This window comes from Vibrio sp. 1727, from assembly GCF_033344415.1.
Classification (GTDB): domain Bacteria; phylum Pseudomonadota; class Gammaproteobacteria; order Enterobacterales; family Vibrionaceae; genus Vibrio; species Vibrio alginolyticus.
Genome location: NZ_JAWPOT010000018.1, coordinates 74713 through 95697 on the forward strand (window position 1 = coordinate 74713; position 20985 = coordinate 95697).

Consider the following 20985-nt stretch of genomic DNA (forward strand, 5'->3'; position numbering starts at 1 on the left):
ATGGCTAATTTTAAGTTGTTCGAATATATTTTATGAAAGATAAAGAAATAAAGGTTAATCTACCACCTCCGTTATGGCAAAAGTGTACGTCATACCTACTAAGTTTTGTTATGGTCGGTCAAATTATATTACCAGGAGTCGCGAATGCGATGGAGGTGATCAATGATGCGACTATTACCGCTAATGTAAATGCGTCTCCTCAGTTTTCTCGCGTTTATAACCGAGAACGCCAATTTGAAAAAGCGTACTATATTGCGAGCAACAAAGTTGAGACTGCTCAAGACTTAGTATCGTTCCACAAAACTCTGTTGAACGATAATAAATCAGGTTTGCCTGAGCCACTTATGATCCCAATAGCTGTAGGTGATATAACTGTTATATTCCCTCATTATCCGGTTGATAAAAGAATCGGTGATAAGTTTGTACAGGCGCGCTTAATTCGTATGCAGATGCAACGCGAAATTGATCGTTTAATCTTACCTAAAATGTCGATTTACCAGTCAGGTTCAAAAGACATTGATCCGAGGACAGAAAAGGAACAGATTAACTACCTTTACCAAAACGCGAAAAGTTTTGCGGCAAAATACTCCGTAAAATATGGTGAAAAAGTAACCCGCCAACAAGTTAACGCCTTTAAGCATGATTTCATTTGGCCAGAGTTGCGCAGTATTAATGGCGAACAAGTATTAGTTCCTGTGTTGCATTTAACCGATGCTACCATTAATGATGCTCGTCCTGGTGGACACACAGTAGAAGTCGCAGGGGACTACGCAAACTTCCGTAATATCACTGTTAACTCGGGGACATTACTTACTCGACGTAGTGCGTTCCTAAATGCAACTGCTAACCTTTCAGTTGGTGAGCATGCAAAGATTATTGCTGACGAAGACCTCAACCTAAACGTAGGGGGGACATTATTTAACACGGGTAAATTAGAAGCCTCTAACGGTAATGTTGACATAATTGCTAAGCAATATGGCCAAAAGACGATGGTTCATCGCTATGCAACTAAGTATGAGCAAGGGACTCGTTTAGGGCAAATCGCTAGAGTCAATGCCGACGGCACGATCTCCATTACAACCTCTGGGGATATCAAAATTCATGGCTCTAATATGTCAGCGAATGTTATCAAGTTGAGTGCCGGCGGGAGTATTCAGATTGCAAGCCAAGATACAACTTATAGTAGAAATGAATGGGTTGGTGGTTATAACGAGAAAGACTCATTCGTTGAACACTATGGCTCTACATTAGAAGCGAAAGACAGCATTTTCTTGATGGCGTCTGGACAAGTAGAAATTGTTGCTTCGGAACTTATTGCTGATGAAGGAGTGTTGTCAATTCTTGCCTCTCAAGGTGTACATATCCTAAACAGCTTCGATCAATACCAATCTTCGAAGAGCGGCAAAGTAGGTGGGACCTCTCTGCAAGAGAGTCAGTTCCAATCTATTGCAATCCGATCTGCTTTAGAGGCGGGTAAGAGCGTTGTGATCGCATCTGAGTTTGGTGATATCAACTTAAAAGCGGTCAAATTGGCGTCACAAGAAGGGGCGAATATATCCGCGCACAGTGGAAAGGTAAATCTTCTTCTTGCTAAGGAACAGGATCACTTCTTCCAGCAGAAGGTTAATAAAAACTTCTGGCGAGTGAAGACGACTACCATCGACCGTCAAAATGAAAATGCCGTTTACAACAGCATAGTTGGAGGTGTCAATATCCAAGCAACCAAGGGTTTAACCCTTGAGCTGGCAATGAAGGACAATCAAACTCTGGACGAGGTTTTAGATAGCTTCCGAAAAGCACCAGATCTTCGTTGGATGGCAGAGTTGTATGATGATCCTGAGTACCGTGACAACGCGGAGTTGGTGTATAAAAAATTAGTTCAGGTAAACAAAAAAAATACATCACGTGCCTTAGGCCCTGGCCCAATGGCAATTATTGCGATCGCAGTGTCTATTGTAATGGGGCCTGGTGGCGGTCTAGCTATTACAGGTGGTCTAACGGGACCCGCTGCAGCGGCGGTGACTGCTATGCAAGTTTCGATTGCTACCTCTGTTATTAGTTCAGTTGCCGCTGGTAATAGTTTAGACGGTGCATTGGAGTCATTGACTGAGAAAGAGTACCTGCGCTCGTTAGCAATAGCAGCGGTTACTGCTGGGGCTATGGATTATTTACAAGCTGAAGGTTTCACTTTCTTTGACCAAGGAGCAACAAATAGTAATTCTTGGGATTCTGCAGTATTGGCTCAGCAAGCTGGTGATGTAGTCATTCAGTCTGCGGTCACCTCAGGTATCCAAACTATTATCAATGGTGGTGGTTCCAAGGATTTCTTTGAAAGTTGGAAAACGTCTGCGATGCACATGGCGACCTCAAAACTTGGAGCAAAAGTCGCAAATAAGATTGGCTCATTAACAAGTGAGGGACGTTTCAACGAGGCGATGCGTTATGTTTCCCACGCCGCATTAGGTTGTACGCTAGGTGTAGCCACCAACGAGATCAACGAAGCAGATGATCGCAAAGGGGCTTGTACCAGTGGTGCGGTTGGCGCTGTTGTAGCTGAAGGAACAGCGGCGATTTACACTGAAGCGATGTTAACTGTTCAACAAAAAGAGTTGAGGGATGCCCTTGAGGAGCTTGGGTTATCTTACAGCCCTGACTTAGATAGTTCGGAGCAACTTGCTGCTATTCAAGAAAAATTTGAAGAACTGAGTTTTAACCCAAGCCAAAAAACTTTAGATGCCATTCGAGTTATTACTGACTCTGGAGTTGATGTTGCAAAACTCACCGCGGGCTTAACTGCAATGTTAGCAGGTTTAGACGTTAATATTGCCTCCAGCACAGGTGAGAATGCAGTTGAAAATAATTATGCTTGGTTTTTTGCTAGGTTGTTGGCTAGGGTAGTTGCAGTTGCAACGTTACCAATACACCTAAATGAAGCGACTGATGCACTTATCGTGACAGCAATACACTACGATAGCCTCGATGATGCGCAAAAAAGAGAGTTTCTGGAAAATCAGCTCTTGGAGTTTGCAACGGAACAGGTCGCTGAAGCTGTAGTAAATAGAGCGACAAGACTATTACCGATCAAAGCATTAGAAGAAAAGCTATATGTAGCGATCAAATCACACCCTCGCTCAGCAGCAATTCTTGCTAAAGTGGATAAAAACAATCCGTTTGTTCAGCAGACACTCATTGCGGACACTAAGAAAAGCCAAAATGCAGTATATTTGGCGAATCTACAGGAGAAAATAGAGACCAAGAAGAGTTACCGACTTTATCTTGAGAGAAACCCTGGTACCAGCATTACCTACAGAGATGTTGTTAATGCAAGGAAAAACGGTAAACGTCTGACTGAAAACGGTCGATGGGCAAACATAGATCAGTCCAAAATTAAGTTGGGTGATGGTGATAATTACAGGCGAACTGCTAGTAAAGAGAACATTGCAGATAGGATTGAAGGCTATGATGACAGTGACTTCAATGACTTCGCTGCCAAAAACCCCCTCACTGGAGAGAACTCATCAGTTGGAGAATTAACAGCGGAACGCTTGAAGTTGGTTGAAGCTAAGAGGACTGTCAACGTTGGTGCCGGCGGCGTACATGGAGAAAGAATTGAAAATGAATACAACGCCAAAATCAAAAAATACAGTGAGGCTATTGGCTTAGCGAGGGCTGACCATGTAGCTCAAAACTATTGTGATGGCTGTACTGCCAAAATACTCAAAGCTGATTACCTCGATAATAGCTCTAATAAGCAATATGATCGCATATATGAGATAACGCGTCCTAATGGAACAACTGAGGTGTTAAAGTTTGAGGCTAAAGGTGGGCAACAACCAAGTTACGGAACTTCGCAAGTCGGACAGGATCGAGATGGTAGTATTATTAGTGCTCAACAAGGCAGTATTGAGTATCAAAAGCACATTGATAAACAAATGAAAGAAAAATATGAATATTACGAACGTAACTATCGCGAGCTGACAACCGAACAGCAGGCTGAGTTTAGAAGGCTGACAGAAACCAGAAACTCTATACGACGTGCAGATAAAGTTACATATATTGGTGTTGAGCAGATTATCGATAAAAGTTCGGGTAATCTTAAACAAAGCGCGATCAGCTTTTTTGAGTAGGAGGAAAAATGACTCATACAGAACACTTTAAACCAATACCATGTCATGCAGACTACCTAAAAAGACTTTCTAACCCATATGGGATGAAATGTAATCGACTGCTTGATGACTTTGATTTTTACTATAAAAGTGGCAAAGTCGATTTATATGATGTGAGCCTTGCAGGTCTTTCTCTAACAAGCTGTCTATACCACAAGGTTGGTGATATTGAATCCAGTCTTAGAGCGTTGGATATGCATCAGTACTTTGATGTTAAATTAGTACAGTCAGAGCTATTGAGTGATGGAGAGACGATTTCGGTGGTGCTTCCCAAAGCTGAGGTGACTCTAGTAGCGAAGAAAGAACAACAGAGTGCCCTCAGTGGGGCACATCTTATAGATTTAGCTTGGCTATCTTTATTCTGTGAGCAAGTGAGCGACATAGAATACCTTGCTAACTTAGCCGATCACCCAAACACTAAGTGGTATAATGTTCGGTCTCGTACCTTCTTAGAGCTGCAGATGGTCATGCTGGGAATAAAATCTAGTGACGTTAGGCCGTTAATTCAAAAGTTTATTGATGTGAGTACGCCGGAGCATCTTGAGGGCTTAGCCTTTGAGCACGCAAACCTTATTAATTTACCAACGATTAATGTGATGACAAAGGTCTTAAATCAATCAGGTTGTGGTGAAGCGGAATATCAACAAGCGATGTATGAAGCGGTCAAAGGGCACCACAAGTATTGGAGTCAAAAAAAGTTAAAGGAAGAGGTAATAGGCTATTTTTCAATGCCGTTATTAGCACTGGCAAAGCTTGCTTACCAGAAATACGGGTTTCGCTTGGGGTTTGAAACGGATTATGTTCCAGAAGCCTTCTACACCCGTAATATGCCAGAGCCGAGCTATAGCTTTTTAGAGAAATACAAAGACTAGTTCCTATAATCCATTGCTCACCCTGTACAAAGAAGTTTGTAACTAGGGTGAGCGATCATACCTGTGATTTTTAATATGAAAAAATGGCTATTAACTTCGTTATTGCTACTGTCTGGGCAAAGCTTTGCTGATTGTAGTGGTGTCCACTGTACAAATGTAAAAATTACTCGTTTAGTGATTACTGAGTCGGGTATTTCTGTTGGGACGTCTGGTGATGAGAAAAAGTTAGATTGTGATGCCGGAACCTATGACTATTTAAAACTAGATCTAGGAAATAAAAACTATGATTCAATTTATAGTTTGATATTAACCTCACATACAACGGAACACCCAATTTGGCTGCGCGTATCAGATAAAGGTTCATGCAAAATATCGTATGTAGTTTCAGATAAATAAAAACCATAAATTTTTATTGCGACGTAAAAAGTAAAAGCGTCCTTATATAGATAGCTTTTATTACAAGTCTCAAATGCGTTTAATTATACTCTAAAGAGTTGAACTCTTTGGATGGGCTTTCTCAACCAAAAAACGAAATTTACAATGAAAAAAATATTACTATTTTCTTTTTTTATCTATAGCTCTATCGCGTACTCGGCAGGAATAGGGGAGTTTAAACTACAAGAGATCAGGGCGGAAAAAGGCTCGGTATATTTAATACCTAAAACCACCATTCAAAATCCACTTAATTGCAGTAATGGACAGGTGGTTAAGTTGTCTCCCGATACACCTAGTTTCGAGCAAATGTATTCACAGGCCTTAACAGCGGTTGCTTCTGGAAAAAGAATCCGAGTATGGGCGACTCAGTGCAGCCCCAGCCCTTGGGGGAGTACGGTACCTAAAGCTGTTGTATTAGGTTTATTGGCTGACTGAACGTTTAAATGACTTACGGAAAAGGAATCGCAAATATGCGTAGAATTATAAGTTTTTTTGTTATTGGGGTACTGCTTTGGTCTCCAGTGTCTTTTGGCGCGTCGACCTATTTGTCAGGGAATATCAAAAATCTAACAACAACGACGCAAGGCTTATTGATTATGCTTGATACTGGCCTACCAGATAACTGCGAGGGTTCTCCGTATGGTTGGATGTTAGTTAAACAAGAATTTAGTGCAATGACATCAACCACTCTTGCTTTATGGCTTGCAGGTAAACGTAGCGTGACCGTTTATACCTCTGGTATCCAAAGTGGTTCTTCGTTTTGTGTGATTAACCAAGTTGATCCTGCAGGATAATGGGAAATACTGATGAAAAAATATTTGCTATTGATGATTACGCTTTGCTCATTCCACGCTTACGCTGAGATAAAAACAGGCCCACAAATTGAAAAGTTATACCCTGTTTCTTTTTACCATGACGCAAGGGACGGACTTTACATTGAGTTCCAGCAAGGCGCTATGCCTGGTTGTAGTCATGAAAAAGGAGGAAGACTCAGTAAATCTAACCCTAACTACAAGGAGCTTTATTCACTTTTACTTACGATGATGACTACCAAAAACTTTAAAGGGAATATCCGTTACCAAGAAACCAATCACACAGGTTGGTGGCATTGTTCCATCGAAGGGATTTTTGCATTCCCACTTTAGCGTAGAGCCTAGTATGAAAATTTTAAATTACCTAATCATCCCTCTTTGTTTGTGCTCAAACTTTGTGTTAGCAGACGCGAAAGATATCGCACACGGGCGTCTTAAAGGCATAAAAGTGTACGATCAAGCAACTTTTAAAGCGACAAAAATCTATTTTGACGATCAAGCGAAAATTTTTAATAGTGATTGTGACGGAGTGGCAATAATTACGCACTCAAAACACTCAGATAAAGGTTTGGAGCAAATTACTTCTCTAGCACTTTCAGCTTATATGGCTGGGAAAAAAGTGCGAGCTTTCTCTTTGAAGGGGACATGTGAACTGGACTTCTTAGCTATTCAGGAAAGCTATTTTTAAATTAAAGGAACAACATGAAAACAAAGTTCTTATTCTTATTGTGTCTTTTCTCTGCTTCCGCCATGACGGCAGAGTCAATTCATTGTGAAGGCCTTGTCAATGATGTATGGATACAGAGCGATGGTGCTCTAATCTTGAGCACTTCATGGGCGTCATCTGTTGGATTATGTAATGTTAATACATCTAGAAATGGGGTTGCTCCTGAAACGTGTAAATCTTGGGCATCAATGGCCCTGACTGCAGTGACAACACGAAAGCCTTTAATGATGCAATATTACAATCTTAAAAAGTGCAGTGATATCAAACGTTACACCGCTTCTGAAAAGCCACATTATGTCATGATCAGAGAGTCTCTTGACTAAATAAGAGATTCCAAATTAAAAGTTGGTCGACGTATTTTGGGTCTTAACTTCCAGATTACCAAGAGAGTTCAAATAAGCAAACTCCGCATTATTATTCAGGTGTGCTAAAGCATGCACCCTCTTTCTTCACTTTGAGTAAAAAGCTGGGGTATTTAAGGATTAAATAAATGAAAAAACTACTCACACTATTTTTTATCGGATTAATCTCATTCAATGTCTACGCAGAGTCCCACACTGGTAAGGTAAGTAAAATAAATCTATATGGAGGCAGTTGGAAAAATAGTCATGCAGGTGGCATATTATTCACATTGGAAAACATGCCAAGCAATGCTAGCTACTTTCGCATAAATAAAAGTGATATCGCATTTGATACATTTTTGTCTACTTTGTTGTCAGTAAAGCACACGAAAAGTAGTATCACAGTACATTACAATATTGATGATTCTAAATACAAATATGCGCCTGTTACGGCAATAACTTTCCAATAGTGCATACATCATCGTCAAAGGCTCTTTTTAGAGCCTTTTTATGTTTGATTTATACAAAACATAGCTCTGTTAAGGTGTGTTCACTATTCAAACGTTTTCCTTAATTTGTTAAAGCACAAAAAAAGCCCCCTTAAAAAGGAGGCGAGATGCAGGATGGATAACGTCGATCTTGTTAGTGGTACTTGTTCACTCTGCCTTCGACGAAAAAGACTTCACACTGATAACGTTGAGCAATATCGCGAAGCATTGATTGATTCATTAGGGCAATCTTGTTCGATGCGATGACAGCACTAGCGTTACCAGACTGAATAGCTTTAATCACGATTTCCACTTCAGAAAGCTGTTGAGAGGGCTTCATTTGAATAACGTTTTTACAGCAAATATTAGAAGCAGTGAGTTGTTCAAAGTCTGGACGAGGGCAGTCTGCTGTAAACAAAATCCATTGTTTCTGCTGCGATAAAACAGCCAGCTTAGATAGAAGCTGATCCGAAACGGCCATGGGCTTAGTTGCTTGTGCCAATACGTTGTAACGAGAGTATGTATGAGATTGACTTTGTAACTGCATCTTACTGTTCCTTTATACATGCTGTATGTGTATACAGTAATTTGTTTTGGTGACCTGATCAACCAGTTTCTCAAAAGTTATTTGCGGTTTTTTGAGAAGGAAATAAAAGGATTTGATTCTAAGTAATTGAATTTATGTGGTTGTTTTTCATTTTTGATATGTCTAACATCAATTTAAAAATGTGAGGTGAGTAGAAAACTGGACGAGAGACATACAGGGGTTTACTACTGTATATACAGGTGTTTTTTCACGGACAGTGGTTTGTATACAGTGGAAGAGGGCTGATAACCGATGCGACATGCTATGTAGGATAGGAGGGAATACGAGATAGAGATTGGAAATAGGCTTGGGCGATCAAAAAAGCGCCTTATAAAAGGCGCTTTTGAAAATCAGTTCCATTGATTCCGTCTTGCTTAGCTCGCTCGTTGCAAACGTTCGCGCATTTGCAATTCGCCTTGGTTAAATAGGCGCACGTCGATTTTCGCCATATCGTAACAAGCTTTACATGAGTAGTGGTGCTTGCCATCTAAATAATCGTGACGAGTTACAAGACTAGGTTTTTTACACCAATCACAGGTGCCTTCTTCAGTGAACATTGATTTTCTCCCCACCTAGATTAATTTGAGTCGTTAGGTGTTATTTTGCGCTGAGCATTATGGCATAAAAGCGAGACTTAAGTTAAATGTCTGTTAATTTGTTTGAGAGGGAGATCGATTGCGGCGCTTGATTATATGGGTCTAAAAGCATGCTAGCCAAAGTTTCTTGACCTGTTTTTACTGTTTTGTAACATTTTGTGAAACGAGCTTAAAGGCATGATTGAGTCGCTTCATTTCTTCTTCACTGCCCCTTGTGTCAGGATGATAAAGCTTTGATAACTGTCTATAGCGTAGCTTGATTGCCTGTAAATCAGGGATGGTTTGTGGTGTGTAGCCAAACATAGCACACGCGACGCTTAGCTTATGGTTTTCTGCCTGAGTTTTGGATTTCTTAAATTCTCTGAATAGTTTCTCTAACTGACGCTTCAGTTGCTTGTTCGTAAACTCTAGCTCTTTTATTTTTTCCGCCATTCGTTGATTTTGGCTTTCCTCTTTGACTTCACACGCTTTTCTATTCTGCTTAAGTTTCTTGATTACGAGAAAACTTAAGCCGCTGATGATGAGTATCGCCGCTAGCCAAATCAGCCATAGAAACGGCGAGTGTTCTACTTTGGGGGTTGCAACTGTGCTTTTCTCTTCTTGTGTTTGCTCCGCCTTTTTATCGAGCGACTTTATTTGCGAGACTTGTTTAGCTCGCAGTTGGTTGAAGCGCAGCTCTAGCAGTTGATTATAAGCTTGTTCTGCTGCTGGATTATGCTGAGAAGCCATTTGATACAAGGCTTCAGTCAATTGAGCAGTTGTGACCTTATCTGGATTGCGCTGAATAAAATCGGCGAGAAGAAAGCCACGATCGGTTGGGTCATTGAGTGCGATAGAGGTTAGCCAATATAACGCTTGTGTTTCATTTTTTTCGCCATTTATCCCTTTAGCAAAGTCGTTCGCGAGCTGTTTTTGTGCAGGGAGGTAACCTTGGTTGGCGGATTGCTCTAGCCAGTAGCGCGTTTCTGGTGAGGCTTCAGCTTCGTTTGATGCCAATAATTGTTGTGCGTACTCGTATTGTTCGATGGGGTCATTTGGAGCTCGAGAGGCAAGTGAGTAGCCAGAAAAGCTGAGGCTAAATAAGCAGAGTAGGGCAGATGTTTTGACAGACATTAATATGTCAGGCCTAACGATAATGGTTAGGCCTGCTCCGGTAATTTTTTATTATTACCGTTATGGTGCAACCAAATTACTTCAGTGGCAAGATCTGGATTTCAACACGACGGTTGCACGCACGACCTTCAGAAGTTTGGTTTGAGCAAATTGGGTTACGTTCGCCGTAGCCGCGTGCAATTGCACGACCAGGTGCAACGTTTTGAGATACTAGGAATTGACGTACGGACTCTGCACGGCGCTCTGACAACGTTTGGTTGTATGACTCACTACCTGTGCTATCCGTGTAACCGTCAATAACGAGACTGGTATCTGGGTACTCAACTAGGATGCGAGCAACACCGCGTAGAGTGTTATGGATACTAGCATCAAGCTGGTAAGAGCTTGAAGAGAAGCCGATACCGTTTTCCATACGCAGTAAAAGCTGATTTTCACCAACACGCTGAACTTGTACGCCAGAGTTTAGCAAAGCGCGACGTAATTCCGCTTCTTGTTGGTCAAAGTAGTAACCAACGCCAGCGCCAGTCGCTCCGCCTGCGGCTGCACCAATGAGTGCATGCTGACGACGTTCTTTAGCATCATCACCCGTTGCTAGGCCGATTGCTGCGCCAGCGATCGCACCAATAAGCGCGCCTTGCGTGGTGGAGTTAGTTTCGTATTCACCCGTTGTTGCATTTTGGCGTTGAGTGGCTTGACAGCCAGTAAGAGCTAGCACTAGAGCTAGTGCAATAGGCATCTTTTTCAAGGGAAAATCTCCGTATAAAACTGAGGCGAAACCATGCCTCATAATGGGATGCGAATTATGAATAAACAAGCATTGATATTTGTTATGAGAAAGTAAGATTGATAAGAGTTTCTGTAAGAAAATTCCTATCAATACTGCCAAAGCTCTCAAAGTAAGCCCCATCGACATCGAAGTCATTGCTGCTTATGTGAATCCTTTACTATTCTGGCTATTTCGATGAATCGCCCAACATTTTGCGTGCTTGTTCGCCGCCCACTCCACGGTTAACTGAAACCTTTCTACCTTTCTTTAAGCCTACTTCGTAGTCTTCAGTTAGGTTTTTCATCGCTTCTTTCAATTGCTTCTTGAACGTTTCGCGGTCAATGTTTTGGAATTCTTTATCAATATAGTCATTAATTTTATTGGCCGACTCTTCATCTGGAGAAATAATTGGCAATTTTTCAATCGCGCCTTCCACCCAGCCAGATACAAATGAGTTCACACGGCGAGTCACTTCCTGAGAAGAGGTGCCGGTGCCAGCAAAGCTGTTTCGGAATTGTCCGGTACTTTCGTTCATCTCGCGATAAACAATATCGAAAGCAAATGCAGCAAAAATAGCGCGATCTGCTTCACCGATAAATTCGACACGTTTGAGCCCTTTGTGATTCAACAATACTGCTTCGACACCGAATTTTGTGTTAATGCCGCGAATCACTCGCAATATGGTAGAACTGATGTTCGCTGGTAGCAGATGAGAAGATTGTGTTTTTCCCATTCTGATGAACTCAATATCGTCTTTATCGAGACCATATTTAAGCATGAGGCGATGTGCCATTTTGATAGCATTGGCAGCCTCATTAACATTAGCGGAATTGCCCAGTTCTAAGCACTTGGCGATTTTTTTCAGAGCTTTTTGTTTATCCATCGACAACCAGTAACGAAAGCAGAAAATTTATGAAGTCAGACATATTACCTTTTTTGACATAAAAACGAAATACAAGGTGGGACTGAAGATAATTTCTGCACATAAAAAGAAGCCTCGCATTAAGCGAGGCTGGCGTTTTAGTTCGTCGTAATCAGTATGAAGCCGTACTTGTGTCTAAGAAGCCATTCTTCATTAAGATTCGTTAGAATTACAACCCGAGCTGGTTGAGCAAGTCATCGGCATCATCGTTTGATCCCGACGATTTAGATTCTTTCTCAGCCAACTGTTTACGTGTTGCCTCTAAAATGTCGTCTGGGTTTTCGTCTTCAGCAACTTCAAACTCTTCCAGTTGGATGAACTCAGTTTTATCCATTGCTAGCTCGAGATAGAAAATATTGTTGTTTTCGGTGGAGAACGTCACTCTGCGCGCTTGAGGGCGGTCAAGGTTGGTATCAACTTGTAAGATAACTTGCTTATTCAGCGCCAGCATTTTTGGTTGGTTTTGTGTGATGTTCGTTTGCAGGTCTTTACGAATTTTATTAGTGAAGTCTCCGACCAGTTGATTCATGAGTTCACCCAGAACATCGCCTACCTCGTCAGAAGTATGAGATATTGCCAGTTCTTCTTCTGGCATGCCCATATTACGCATGTAGTTAGTGTAGATCTCCAGTGCGGCTTTTGCCGTAAAATTAATCACAACTAGCCCGGTAAATCCGCCATCAAACAGAACAAAACAGCCAAAATCTGGTTTGAGGCTAGTCTTGTGGATTTTTTGCACCATTGCTGAATAATTTACTTGAGAAGATGTCGCCGAAGTAAGTACGCCAGAAACAGACTGGCAAAGTTTGAGAAGGATATCTTCAGTGGTCACAATTTTATTTTTTTTCATTCTGAAAACTCATCTAGAAACGCGATTCGTTCCCCAATGTAAGGCATCAAGCGTGAAAAAATAAAGCATAAGTTTAATTATTGTATCGAGATTCTGATTTGCTCGTCTTTTTAAATGTTGTAAAGTGACGAAATTCAAAGAATATTACTTCACTAACTCTTTTGTGGTGTTTTTTTCGCTTAGCGCCAATTTGTATGAGAAGTGAGCAAATAATTACACAACCCGCAGCTGATCGGATCAGCGTCGTAGGGGCAGGAAGCAAATGTTACCAAGATTACACTCGCAAACTGATGTCGATCCTCTTGTTCTTAGTTTTCTGAAAGAGCTTGAGCATGCCGGATTCACTGGTGATATCGAAAGCCAATATTCAAGCCGACTAGCGGTTGCCACTGACAACAGTGTTTACCAGCAACTTCCTCAGTCTGTCGTTCATCCCAAAACGACAGAAGATGTTTCTCTCCTCGGGAAACTGAGCAATAAAGAAAAGTACGAACGAATTACCTTTTCACCTCGTGGTGGCGGCACAGGGACCAATGGTCAGTCGCTAACCAAAGGTATTGTGGTGGATATGTCTCGCCACATGAACAAAGTGCTTGAGATTAATGAGAAAGAAGGCTGGGTTCGTGTACAAACTGGTGTAGTGAAAGACCAGTTAAATGACGCTGTTCGCCCTTATGGCTACTTCTTCTCTCCAGACTTATCTACCAGTAACCGTGCAACGATTGGCGGCATGGTCAACACCGATGCTTCTGGTCAAGGTTCTCTGAAATACGGAAAAACATCCGAGCATGTTTTGTCGCTACAAGCGGTGTTTGCTGATGGTTCAATTTTAGAGTCGGACTTGTCTCATGGTTACCCAAAAGAAGGCGAGTTTGCTGCCAAGGCGCTACGTGTAACGGAATCCGTATGTCGTGAAAAACGCCAGCAGATCGTAGATAAGTTTCCTCCTCTTAACCGATTTTTAACGGGCTACGATTTAAAAAATGCCTTGAATGAAGACGGTGACCGTTTCGATATCACACGAGTACTTTGCGGCGCGGAAGGTTCATTGGCATTTATTACCGAAGCGAAGCTAAATCTAACGCCAATTCCGAAAGCACGTACTTTGGTTAACGTTAAATACAACAGCTTTGACTCTGCGCTGCGTAATGCACCGTTGATGGTAGAAGCGAAAGCGCTATCTGTAGAAACCGTTGACTCGAAAGTGCTTAATCTCGCGAAGCAAGATATCGTTTGGCACACCGTGAGCGATTTACTTACCGATGTTCCAAATAAAGAGATGCTTGGCATCAATATGGTGGAATACGCAGGTCAGGACGAAGAGGAAGTTGCTGCTCAGGTTGCAGCATTGACCGCCAAGCTCGATACCATGTTGGAAACAGAAGAAGCGGGCATTATCGGCTACCAAGTTTGTAACGATGTAGCTAGCATTGGGCGTATTTACAACATGCGTAAAAAAGCGGTGGGTTTGTTAGGCGCAGCAAAAGGTCGTGCTAAACCGGTCGCATTCGCTGAAGATACCTGTGTGCCACCAGAAAACCTGGCGGACTTCATTGTAGAGTTTCGAGAACTGTTAGACAGCAAGTCTCTGAATTACGGCATGTTTGGTCACGTCGATGCTGGGGTGCTTCACGTACGTCCTGCGTTGGATTTGTGTGACCCGCACCAAGAAGCATTGATGCACGAAGTTTCTGATGAAGTGGTCAAGCTGGTGGCGAAATACGGCGGTTTGATGTGGGGTGAACACGGCAAAGGTTTCCGTTCAGAATATGGCCCTGAGTTTTTCGGCGACGAGTTGTTTACTGAACTGAGACGTGTGAAAGCGGCATTCGATCCACACAACAAAATGAACCCGGGCAAAATCTGTACACCGCTGGATAGTGATGCAGAGCTTGTCAAAGTTACCGATACCAAACGTGGTTACTATGACCGTCAGATTGACGTTCAAGTACGTGACAGCTTTAAACAAGCGATGGAATGTAACGGTAACGGTTTGTGTTTTAACTATGATACCAGCTCGCCAATGTGTCCATCGATGAAAGTAACAGCCGATCGTCGTCATTCACCGAAAGGTCGTGCGGGTTTGGTTCGCGAGTGGTTGCGTCAGCTTACTGAGCAAGGCATTGATATTCTTGACTTAGAAAAGCAAACACTAGAAAACAAAACATCAATCAAAACCATGATTGACCGCGTACGTCATTCTATCAATCGTCGTCACGAGTATGACTTCTCTCACGAAGTGTATGAAGCGATGAATGGTTGTTTGGCGTGTAAAGCGTGTGCGAGTCAGTGTCCGATTAAAGTCGATGTTCCGAGCTTTCGCTCACGTTTTTTAAACATCTATCACTCTCGTTATCAACGTCCTGCAAAAGACTATCTGGTTGCGAACATTGAGACTATGCTGCCGATGATGGCAAAAGCGCCAGGTGTCGTAAATGGTGTTTTGAAGCAGTCGTGGGTGAAAAGTTTAACGGCATCTACGGTCGGGTATGTCGATGCGCCGTTGTTATCAGTACCCACCTTGAAACAACGAGTAGAGTCGCTGACAACGCCTTATGATCTGCAAGCGCTCAGTGGTTTGTCTTCGTCTGAAAAGAGCAAGCATGTTTTAATTGTTCAAGACCCATTCACTAGCTACTACGACGCTGATGTCGTTGAAGACTTCGTTAAGTTATTGAAAAAGCTGGGCATGAATCCGGTGCTTCTGCCGTTTAAGCCGAATGGTAAAGCACAACACATTAAAGGGTTTTTACGTCAGTTTAAGGACACAGCAGCCGACACAGCGAAGTTCTTGGCGATGGTAGCGGATTTGGATATCCCATTAGTTGGCGTCGATCCTGCTTTGGTGCTGTGTTATCGAGATGAATACGCTGAAGTGCTTGGCAGTAAGCGAGGTAATTTCGATGTACTAACAGCCCACGAATGGCTTTACCCAAGACTAGAAGCGTTTGAAAGCGGAGAGCATAAGGCGCAGGAACCTTGGTATCTGTTTGCGCACTGTACTGAAAAAACCAAAATGCCAAATGCGGAAAAAGAGTGGGGCGCTATTTTTGCTCACTTTGGTGCAGTTTTGAATACGGTACCTGTTGGTTGTTGTGGTATGGCGGGTACGTTTGGTCATGAGGTTGATAAGTTGTCGATGTCGAAAGATATTTACAATTTAAGCTGGAAGCCAAGCTTAGATAAGTTGGATAACGAGAGATGTTTGATTACAGGCTATTCTTGCCGCAGCCAAGTTAAACGCTTTGAAGGAACGAAGCCCAAGCATCCCGTTCAGGCATTGTTAACTTTGTTGTAATCGGACTAAATCAAGCCCAGTTTTACTGGGCTTTTTAGAAACCGTATTTAGACCCTTTCAAAGGATATGAATCTTGAGAAAACTTGAACTCAAAGTCCCACCTGTTGTGGTGTTTTTGCTAGTCATACTTTTGATGTACGGACTTAAAGTTTTGACGCCGAGCATGAACATTCGAGTACCCTTTGTTGAATTTGTAGTAGGTGTATTAACTTTGTTGTCTGGCTACATGGGCATTGCTGGCGTGTATGAATTTCGCAAAGTAAAAACCACAGTGAACCCAGTAAAACCTGAAGCGGCATCTTCTGTTGTAAGAACTGGTGTGTTTGCCTTTTCACGCAACCCTATGTACACGGCATTATTGCTTCTAATCATAGCAACTGGTTTGTGGTGGCAGCACTTGAGTGTGGTGCTTTGTGGCGTGATATTTGTCAGTTATATGAATCGGTTTCAAATCAAGCCTGAGGAACGCGTTTTAGAGCGATTGTTTGGTGAAGAGTATGTGGATTATAAAAACCATGTTCGTCGTTGGCTCTAAGCATTGCGTTTAGTTTTGTTTGGATGAGACATAAAAAGAAAGCCCAACGGTCGATGTTGGGCTTTCTTTTAGTAAACACGTTTTTTGTGCGCTTCTGATAGGGCAGTCGACTAGGCTGCCTTAACGAACTTTGCTAGGAATGCATCCTTACGTTCATTAAAGCGGCGTACAAGGTCGTCAACCGCTTCTTGGTCATATGGTTTCAAGCCACTTGCAACCATGCGCTTAATACCTTTGCCAACGACTTCACCGTCTTCTTTGAACGCAAAGTTTAAGGTGACTACACCTCGTTTTCCTTCTACGTCGAATGTTGCGCCAGTGAAATCCACCTCTGGATGCGTAAGGTCTAAGCGTGAAAATTCGACTTCCATACTTTCATAAATAACTAATGGACGCTGGCAGTTGATCATCATTTGCTTCTCTTCCATAAGAGGAACCATGATGTGAGGGAAGTTCATACCAGAAAATTGCACGTAATTTGTCACTACATGCTCAATAAATGCCGGATCGTGGTTAGTTTCACCTTCACGGGACATGTGTAAGTATTCTTTACCTGCCTCGTCAACAACAGCGCTTTCTTTGTCACACTTATTTTCAATATGAAGTGCTACACCATCGTTTACCATGCCAGAGAAGTTAAAACGCATCTTTTGGCTAACGCCTTCTTTACTAAGGAGCACTGCGAAAAGTAAATCCCCAGGGACACAAAAGCGTTTGTTGTCTTCATCATGAATTGGGTTGTAGTCACCTGCGACACGTTTTGCAAAGTGGCTTGCTTGTTCGCGAGTGAACTGAAACTGGTGATTAGTGTTTGAAAAATAAGGTGTTAGAAACATAATTTTTACGTAGTAACCAAAACTGTGTGGGATTATATGCGAATATCTGCGTAGCAATGGTCCATCCAGTGATAACTTCACCGTATCCTAACAATAAGACACTATTTCGGCGGATAAACCGTTAAAAACGCATACTTTAGCAACGCTTTTATTTGTGAAAACAATAAACAACGACCTTTTCGCTCGCCTATCTTTTAAAGTATAGCCATCAAAGTAGACTGGCGTTCATAAATAGTGCCATAAACATGTTTAATCGTATGTAAAAAGGCTCCACGCTGAACGTAGAGCCTTCAAGTCATTATCTGTTTATTCGATGAAATGCCAGTTATGCTTGGTTATTGAACACTTGGTAACAAGCTCTCTGGCATGAGCGTGTTGTGGATAGCCAGCTTAAGCAGAGTATTTGTCTGTTCAATGTCTGGAGCAAAGTAGCGATCTTTATCGTAGAACGATACTTTTTCACGCAACATTTGTTTCGCAATCTCAATACGCTCAGAGGACTTGTTTGGTGCTCTAAAGTCTAGGCCTTGTGCTGCTGAGAGGTATTCTACCGCCAGAATACCGCGAGTGTTTTCGCCCATTTCTTTCAATCTGCGAGCCGCGAATGTTGCCATTGACACGTGATCTTCTTGGTTTGCAGATGTTGGCAAGCTGTCTACTGACGCTGGGTGAGCGAGTGTTTTGTTTTCACTTGCTAACGCAGCAGAGGTAACCTGAGCAATCATGAAACCAGAGTTCACACCACCATTGTCGACTAAGAACGGTGGCAGTTTTGATAGCGCGCTATCGATAAGTAATGCCATACGACGTTCAGACAAGCTGCCAATCTCGGCAATCGCAAGTGCTAGGTTGTCGGCTGCCATTGCAACAGGCTCAGCGTGGAAGTTACCGCCAGAGATGATGTCACCATCTTCAGCAAACACCAATGGATTATCTGATACGGAGTTCGCTTCTACTTGTAATACTTCCGCCGCATTGCGGATTTGCTGTAAACACGCGCCCATCACTTGAGGCTGACAGCGCAAAGAATACGGGTCTTGTACTTTTTCACAGTTAGTGTGCGAATCACCTATTTCACTCGATGTGTCTAACAAATGACGGTATGCGAGTGCTGCGTCCATCTGGCTGCGATGACCACGTACACGGTGAATGCGCGGATCGAATGGACGTCGGCTGCCGAGAGCGGCTTCAACAGACATTGCACCACAAACGGTTGCTGACGCGAAAAGGTCTTCCGCGATAAACAGGCCTTCCAATGCGAACGCTGTGGATGCCTGAGTCCCATTTAGTAGCGCTAAGCCTTCTTTTGGCGCCAGAGTGATAGGCTCTAGACCTGCGATTTTTAATGCTTCTTGCCCGGAAATGATTTTACCGTTGTGGCGAGCTTGTCCTTCTCCCAGTAATACAGTGCTCATATGGGCTAGAGGAGCTAAGTCACCTGATGCGCCAACAGAGCCCTTTTTAGGTACGCAAGGGTAAACTTGTGCGTTGACTAGGTCGGTCAGCATATTAATGACTTTTAGGCGAATCCCAGAAAAGCCACGAGACAGACTATTGATTTTTAATACCATCATCAGACGAACCGTTTCATCTGACATAAACTCACCGATACCTGCCGCATGAGAAAGAACGATACTGCGTTGAAGTGTTTCTAAATCTTCTGGTGCTATTCGTGTGTTAGCCAATAGCCCAAAACCAGTGTTAATTCCGTAAACCGTTCTATCTTCCGCGATGACTCGGTCTACGACTTGCGTGCTTTCTTCAATGGCCGGAATGGCTTCAGGATCCAAAGTAAGGTTGACTGGTGAACGGCTCACTTGGCGTAGTTCGTTTAAGCTAATATGACCTGGCTTTAGCGTTAAATTTAACATCTCTTTCATCCTTACTTGAGCTTCTTCAGTTCTTCGTTGAGCATTGGCAAATCTAGCCCTTGCTCTGCTGCACATTGTTTAGCGATATCGTATCCCGCATCAGCATGACGCATCACGCCTGTTGCTGGGTCGTTATGCAGCACGCGGGCAATACGTTCTGAGGCATCTTCACTGCCGTCACAGCAGATAACCATACCTGAGTGTTGCGAGAAGCCCATACCTACGCCACCACCGTGGTGTAGTGAAACCCAAGTTGCGCCGCCCGCCGTGTTGAGTAGCGCGTTTAATAATGGCCAGTCTGATACGGCGTCAGAACCGTCCATCATACCTTCGGTTTCACGGTTCGGGCTTGCTACAGAGCCAGAGTCTAAGTGGTCTCGACCAATGACAACGGGCGCCTTAAGTTCGCCATTTTTCACCATTTCGTTGAATGCTTGACCAAGACGCTCACGATCTTTAAGACCAACCCAGCAAATACGCGCAGGTAAACCTTGGAACTTGATGCGTTCGCGAGCCATATCTAGCCAGTTATGTAAGTGCGGATTATCTGGAATTAGCTCTTTTACTTTTTGGTCGGTTTTATAAATGTCCTCAGGATCGCCAGAGAGAGCAGCCCAACGGAAAGGACCGATACCTTCACAGAATAGAGGACGAATGTAGGCTGGAACGAAGCCAGGGAAATCGAATGCGTTTTCTACGCCTTCTTCCAAGGCCATCTGGCGGATGTTGTTACCGTAGTCGAGTGTTGCGGCGCCGCGATTTTGCAGCTCTAACATCGCTTGAACTTGCACAGCCATGGATTTTTTCGCTGCTTTTACGACCATTGCTTCATCTTGCAAACGCATTTCTGCTGCGTGAGACATGCTCCAGCCTTGTGGTAAATAGCCATTGAGCGGGTCGTGTGCAGACGTTTGGTCTGTTACGACATCAGGCGTGATATTACGTTCTACCAGCTCAGAGAAAACGTCTGCTGCATTACCTAGTAGACCAACCGATACTGGTGTGTCTGACTCTTTAATGATAGCTAGCGCTTCATCTAAAGAAGCCGCTTTCTTATCGACATAGCCTGTACGTAGGCGGTAATCGATACGTGATTCATCACACTCTACTGCAATCATGGAGAAGCCCGCCATTGTACCAGCGAGAGGTTGAGCACCACCCATGCCACCGAGACCACCTGTTAGAATCCAACGGCCCTTTGCTTCACCATCAAAGTGTTTTTTTGCAACAGATACGAACGTTTCGTATGTGCCTTGTACGATACCTTGCGATCCAATGTATATCCAGCTGCCAGCGGTCATTTGGCCGTACATCATCAAGCCTTGTTTATCTAGCTCGTTGAAGTGTTCCCAGTTTGCCCAATGAGGAACGAGGTTTGAGTTTGCGATAAGCACGCGTGGGGCGTTTTTATGGGTAGGGAAAACACCAACAGGCTTGCCTGATTGAACTAAAAGCGTTTGGTCATCTTCGAGTCTTTCAAGTACTTCAACAATCTTGTCGTAACACTCCCAGTTTCGCGCTGCTCGGCCAATGCCGCCATATACAACCAGTGAATGTGGATGTTCTGCAACATCAGGATCAAGGTTGTTCATCAGCATACGAAGAGGGGCTTCGGTTAGCCAAGATTTTGCGCGCAGTTTATCTCCGTGAGGTGCACGAATTGTTCTGCTTGTATCAAGTCGTGGATCTTGTCCCTGGCGCTGTGTCATTTCAGACTCCTTTAGTTTCTCGTGATGACCAAGTACTTGCTTGGTCGTAATAATCAGTGGCA

20 protein-coding genes are annotated in these 20985 nt (G+C 43.1%); 11 read left to right on the plus strand and 9 right to left on the minus strand.

Annotation, left to right across the window (positions count from 1 at the left end):
- Positions 1 to 32 precede the first annotated feature (32 nt).
- From R8O10_RS17195 to R8O10_RS17235, 9 genes are all read left to right on the plus strand, one after another.
- Positions 33 to 4127: a DUF637 domain-containing protein gene (locus R8O10_RS17195; RefSeq protein WP_318191566.1), complete on the plus strand. Its 4095-nt coding sequence runs from the start codon at positions 33 to 35 to the stop codon at positions 4125 to 4127.
- An 8-nt stretch (positions 4128 to 4135) separates the two neighbouring features.
- The gene (locus tag R8O10_RS17200; protein ID WP_079877216.1) at positions 4136 to 5038 is read left to right on the plus strand and encodes an Imm49 family immunity protein; all 903 of its coding nucleotides are present in this window, start codon (positions 4136 to 4138) and stop codon (positions 5036 to 5038) included.
- A 75-nt stretch (positions 5039 to 5113) separates the two neighbouring features.
- Complete coding sequence (locus tag R8O10_RS17205; RefSeq protein WP_318191567.1) at positions 5114 to 5434, plus strand: hypothetical protein; 321 nt, start codon at positions 5114 to 5116, stop codon at positions 5432 to 5434.
- A gap of 144 nt (positions 5435 to 5578) precedes the next feature.
- Positions 5579 to 5908 (plus strand): hypothetical protein, encoded by a 330-nt coding sequence (locus tag R8O10_RS17210; protein ID WP_031854117.1) that lies wholly within the window; start codon positions 5579 to 5581, stop codon positions 5906 to 5908.
- A 35-nt stretch (positions 5909 to 5943) separates the two neighbouring features.
- Positions 5944 to 6267, plus strand: coding sequence for a hypothetical protein (locus tag R8O10_RS17215; RefSeq protein WP_031854116.1), 324 nt, complete (start codon positions 5944 to 5946; stop codon positions 6265 to 6267).
- A 12-nt stretch (positions 6268 to 6279) separates the two neighbouring features.
- A complete protein-coding gene (locus R8O10_RS17220; protein ID WP_318191568.1) occupies positions 6280 to 6618 on the plus strand; it encodes a hypothetical protein in 339 nt (112 codons plus the stop codon).
- A gap of 13 nt (positions 6619 to 6631) precedes the next feature.
- Positions 6632 to 6973 carry a hypothetical protein gene (locus R8O10_RS17225; protein WP_140326368.1) on the plus strand — a complete coding sequence of 114 codons (342 nt, stop codon included), beginning with the start codon at positions 6632 to 6634 and terminating at the stop codon, positions 6971 to 6973.
- A gap of 14 nt (positions 6974 to 6987) precedes the next feature.
- Positions 6988 to 7335, plus strand: a complete 348-nt coding sequence (locus tag R8O10_RS17230) for a hypothetical protein (RefSeq protein ID WP_031854114.1) — start codon at positions 6988 to 6990, stop codon at positions 7333 to 7335.
- Positions 7336 to 7502: 167 nt separating this feature from the next.
- Positions 7503 to 7823 (plus strand): hypothetical protein, encoded by a 321-nt coding sequence (locus R8O10_RS17235; RefSeq protein ID WP_318191569.1) that lies wholly within the window; start codon positions 7503 to 7505, stop codon positions 7821 to 7823.
- Between the two features lie 172 nt (positions 7824 to 7995).
- Here R8O10_RS17235 and R8O10_RS17240 read toward each other — a convergent pair whose 3' ends face one another.
- The 6 genes from R8O10_RS17240 to R8O10_RS17265 all read right to left on the minus strand — a co-directional run bounded on the left by R8O10_RS17240 (position 7996) and on the right by R8O10_RS17265 (position 12674).
- Entirely contained in the window at positions 7996 to 8388 is a 393-nt protein-coding gene (locus tag R8O10_RS17240; RefSeq protein ID WP_318191570.1) for a SulA-like leucine-rich domain-containing protein, read from the minus strand.
- A 413-nt stretch (positions 8389 to 8801) separates the two neighbouring features.
- Positions 8802 to 8984 (minus strand): hypothetical protein, encoded by a 183-nt coding sequence (locus tag R8O10_RS17245; RefSeq protein ID WP_005377960.1) that lies wholly within the window; start codon positions 8982 to 8984, stop codon positions 8802 to 8804.
- 177 nt (positions 8985 to 9161) lie between these two features.
- On the minus strand, positions 9162 to 10136 hold the full coding sequence (locus tag R8O10_RS17250) for a J domain-containing protein (RefSeq protein WP_318191571.1): 975 nt from the start codon (positions 10134 to 10136) through the stop codon (positions 9162 to 9164).
- 76 nt (positions 10137 to 10212) lie between these two features.
- Positions 10213 to 10872 (minus strand): OmpA family protein, encoded by a 660-nt coding sequence (locus tag R8O10_RS17255; protein WP_005377956.1) that lies wholly within the window; start codon positions 10870 to 10872, stop codon positions 10213 to 10215.
- A gap of 217 nt (positions 10873 to 11089) precedes the next feature.
- Positions 11090 to 11785 (minus strand): DUF2786 domain-containing protein, encoded by a 696-nt coding sequence (locus R8O10_RS17260; protein WP_005377954.1) that lies wholly within the window; start codon positions 11783 to 11785, stop codon positions 11090 to 11092.
- A gap of 208 nt (positions 11786 to 11993) precedes the next feature.
- Positions 11994 to 12674 carry a DUF3334 family protein gene (locus R8O10_RS17265; RefSeq protein ID WP_005388843.1) on the minus strand — a complete coding sequence of 227 codons (681 nt, stop codon included), beginning with the start codon at positions 12672 to 12674 and terminating at the stop codon, positions 11994 to 11996.
- Positions 12675 to 12936: 262 nt separating this feature from the next.
- On the opposite strand from R8O10_RS17265, the gene R8O10_RS17270 reads away from it, so the two are divergent.
- Positions 12937 to 15972, plus strand: coding sequence for an FAD-binding and (Fe-S)-binding domain-containing protein (locus tag R8O10_RS17270; protein WP_318191572.1), 3036 nt, complete (start codon positions 12937 to 12939; stop codon positions 15970 to 15972).
- 73 nt (positions 15973 to 16045) lie between these two features.
- The gene (locus R8O10_RS17275; RefSeq protein WP_005377951.1) at positions 16046 to 16507 is read left to right on the plus strand and encodes a methyltransferase family protein; all 462 of its coding nucleotides are present in this window, start codon (positions 16046 to 16048) and stop codon (positions 16505 to 16507) included.
- Between the two features lie 110 nt (positions 16508 to 16617).
- Here R8O10_RS17275 and R8O10_RS17280 read toward each other — a convergent pair whose 3' ends face one another.
- From R8O10_RS17280 to hutU, 3 genes are all read right to left on the minus strand, one after another.
- Entirely contained in the window at positions 16618 to 17343 is a 726-nt protein-coding gene (locus R8O10_RS17280; protein ID WP_017821813.1) for a DUF3581 domain-containing protein, read from the minus strand.
- A gap of 335 nt (positions 17344 to 17678) precedes the next feature.
- Positions 17679 to 19214 (minus strand): histidine ammonia-lyase, encoded by a 1536-nt coding sequence (gene hutH, locus R8O10_RS17285; RefSeq protein ID WP_213960443.1) that lies wholly within the window; start codon positions 19212 to 19214, stop codon positions 17679 to 17681.
- 11 nt (positions 19215 to 19225) lie between these two features.
- A complete protein-coding gene (gene hutU / locus R8O10_RS17290) occupies positions 19226 to 20923 on the minus strand; it encodes a urocanate hydratase (RefSeq protein ID WP_318191573.1) in 1698 nt (565 codons plus the stop codon).
- Positions 20924 to 20985: the final 62 nt, after the last annotated feature.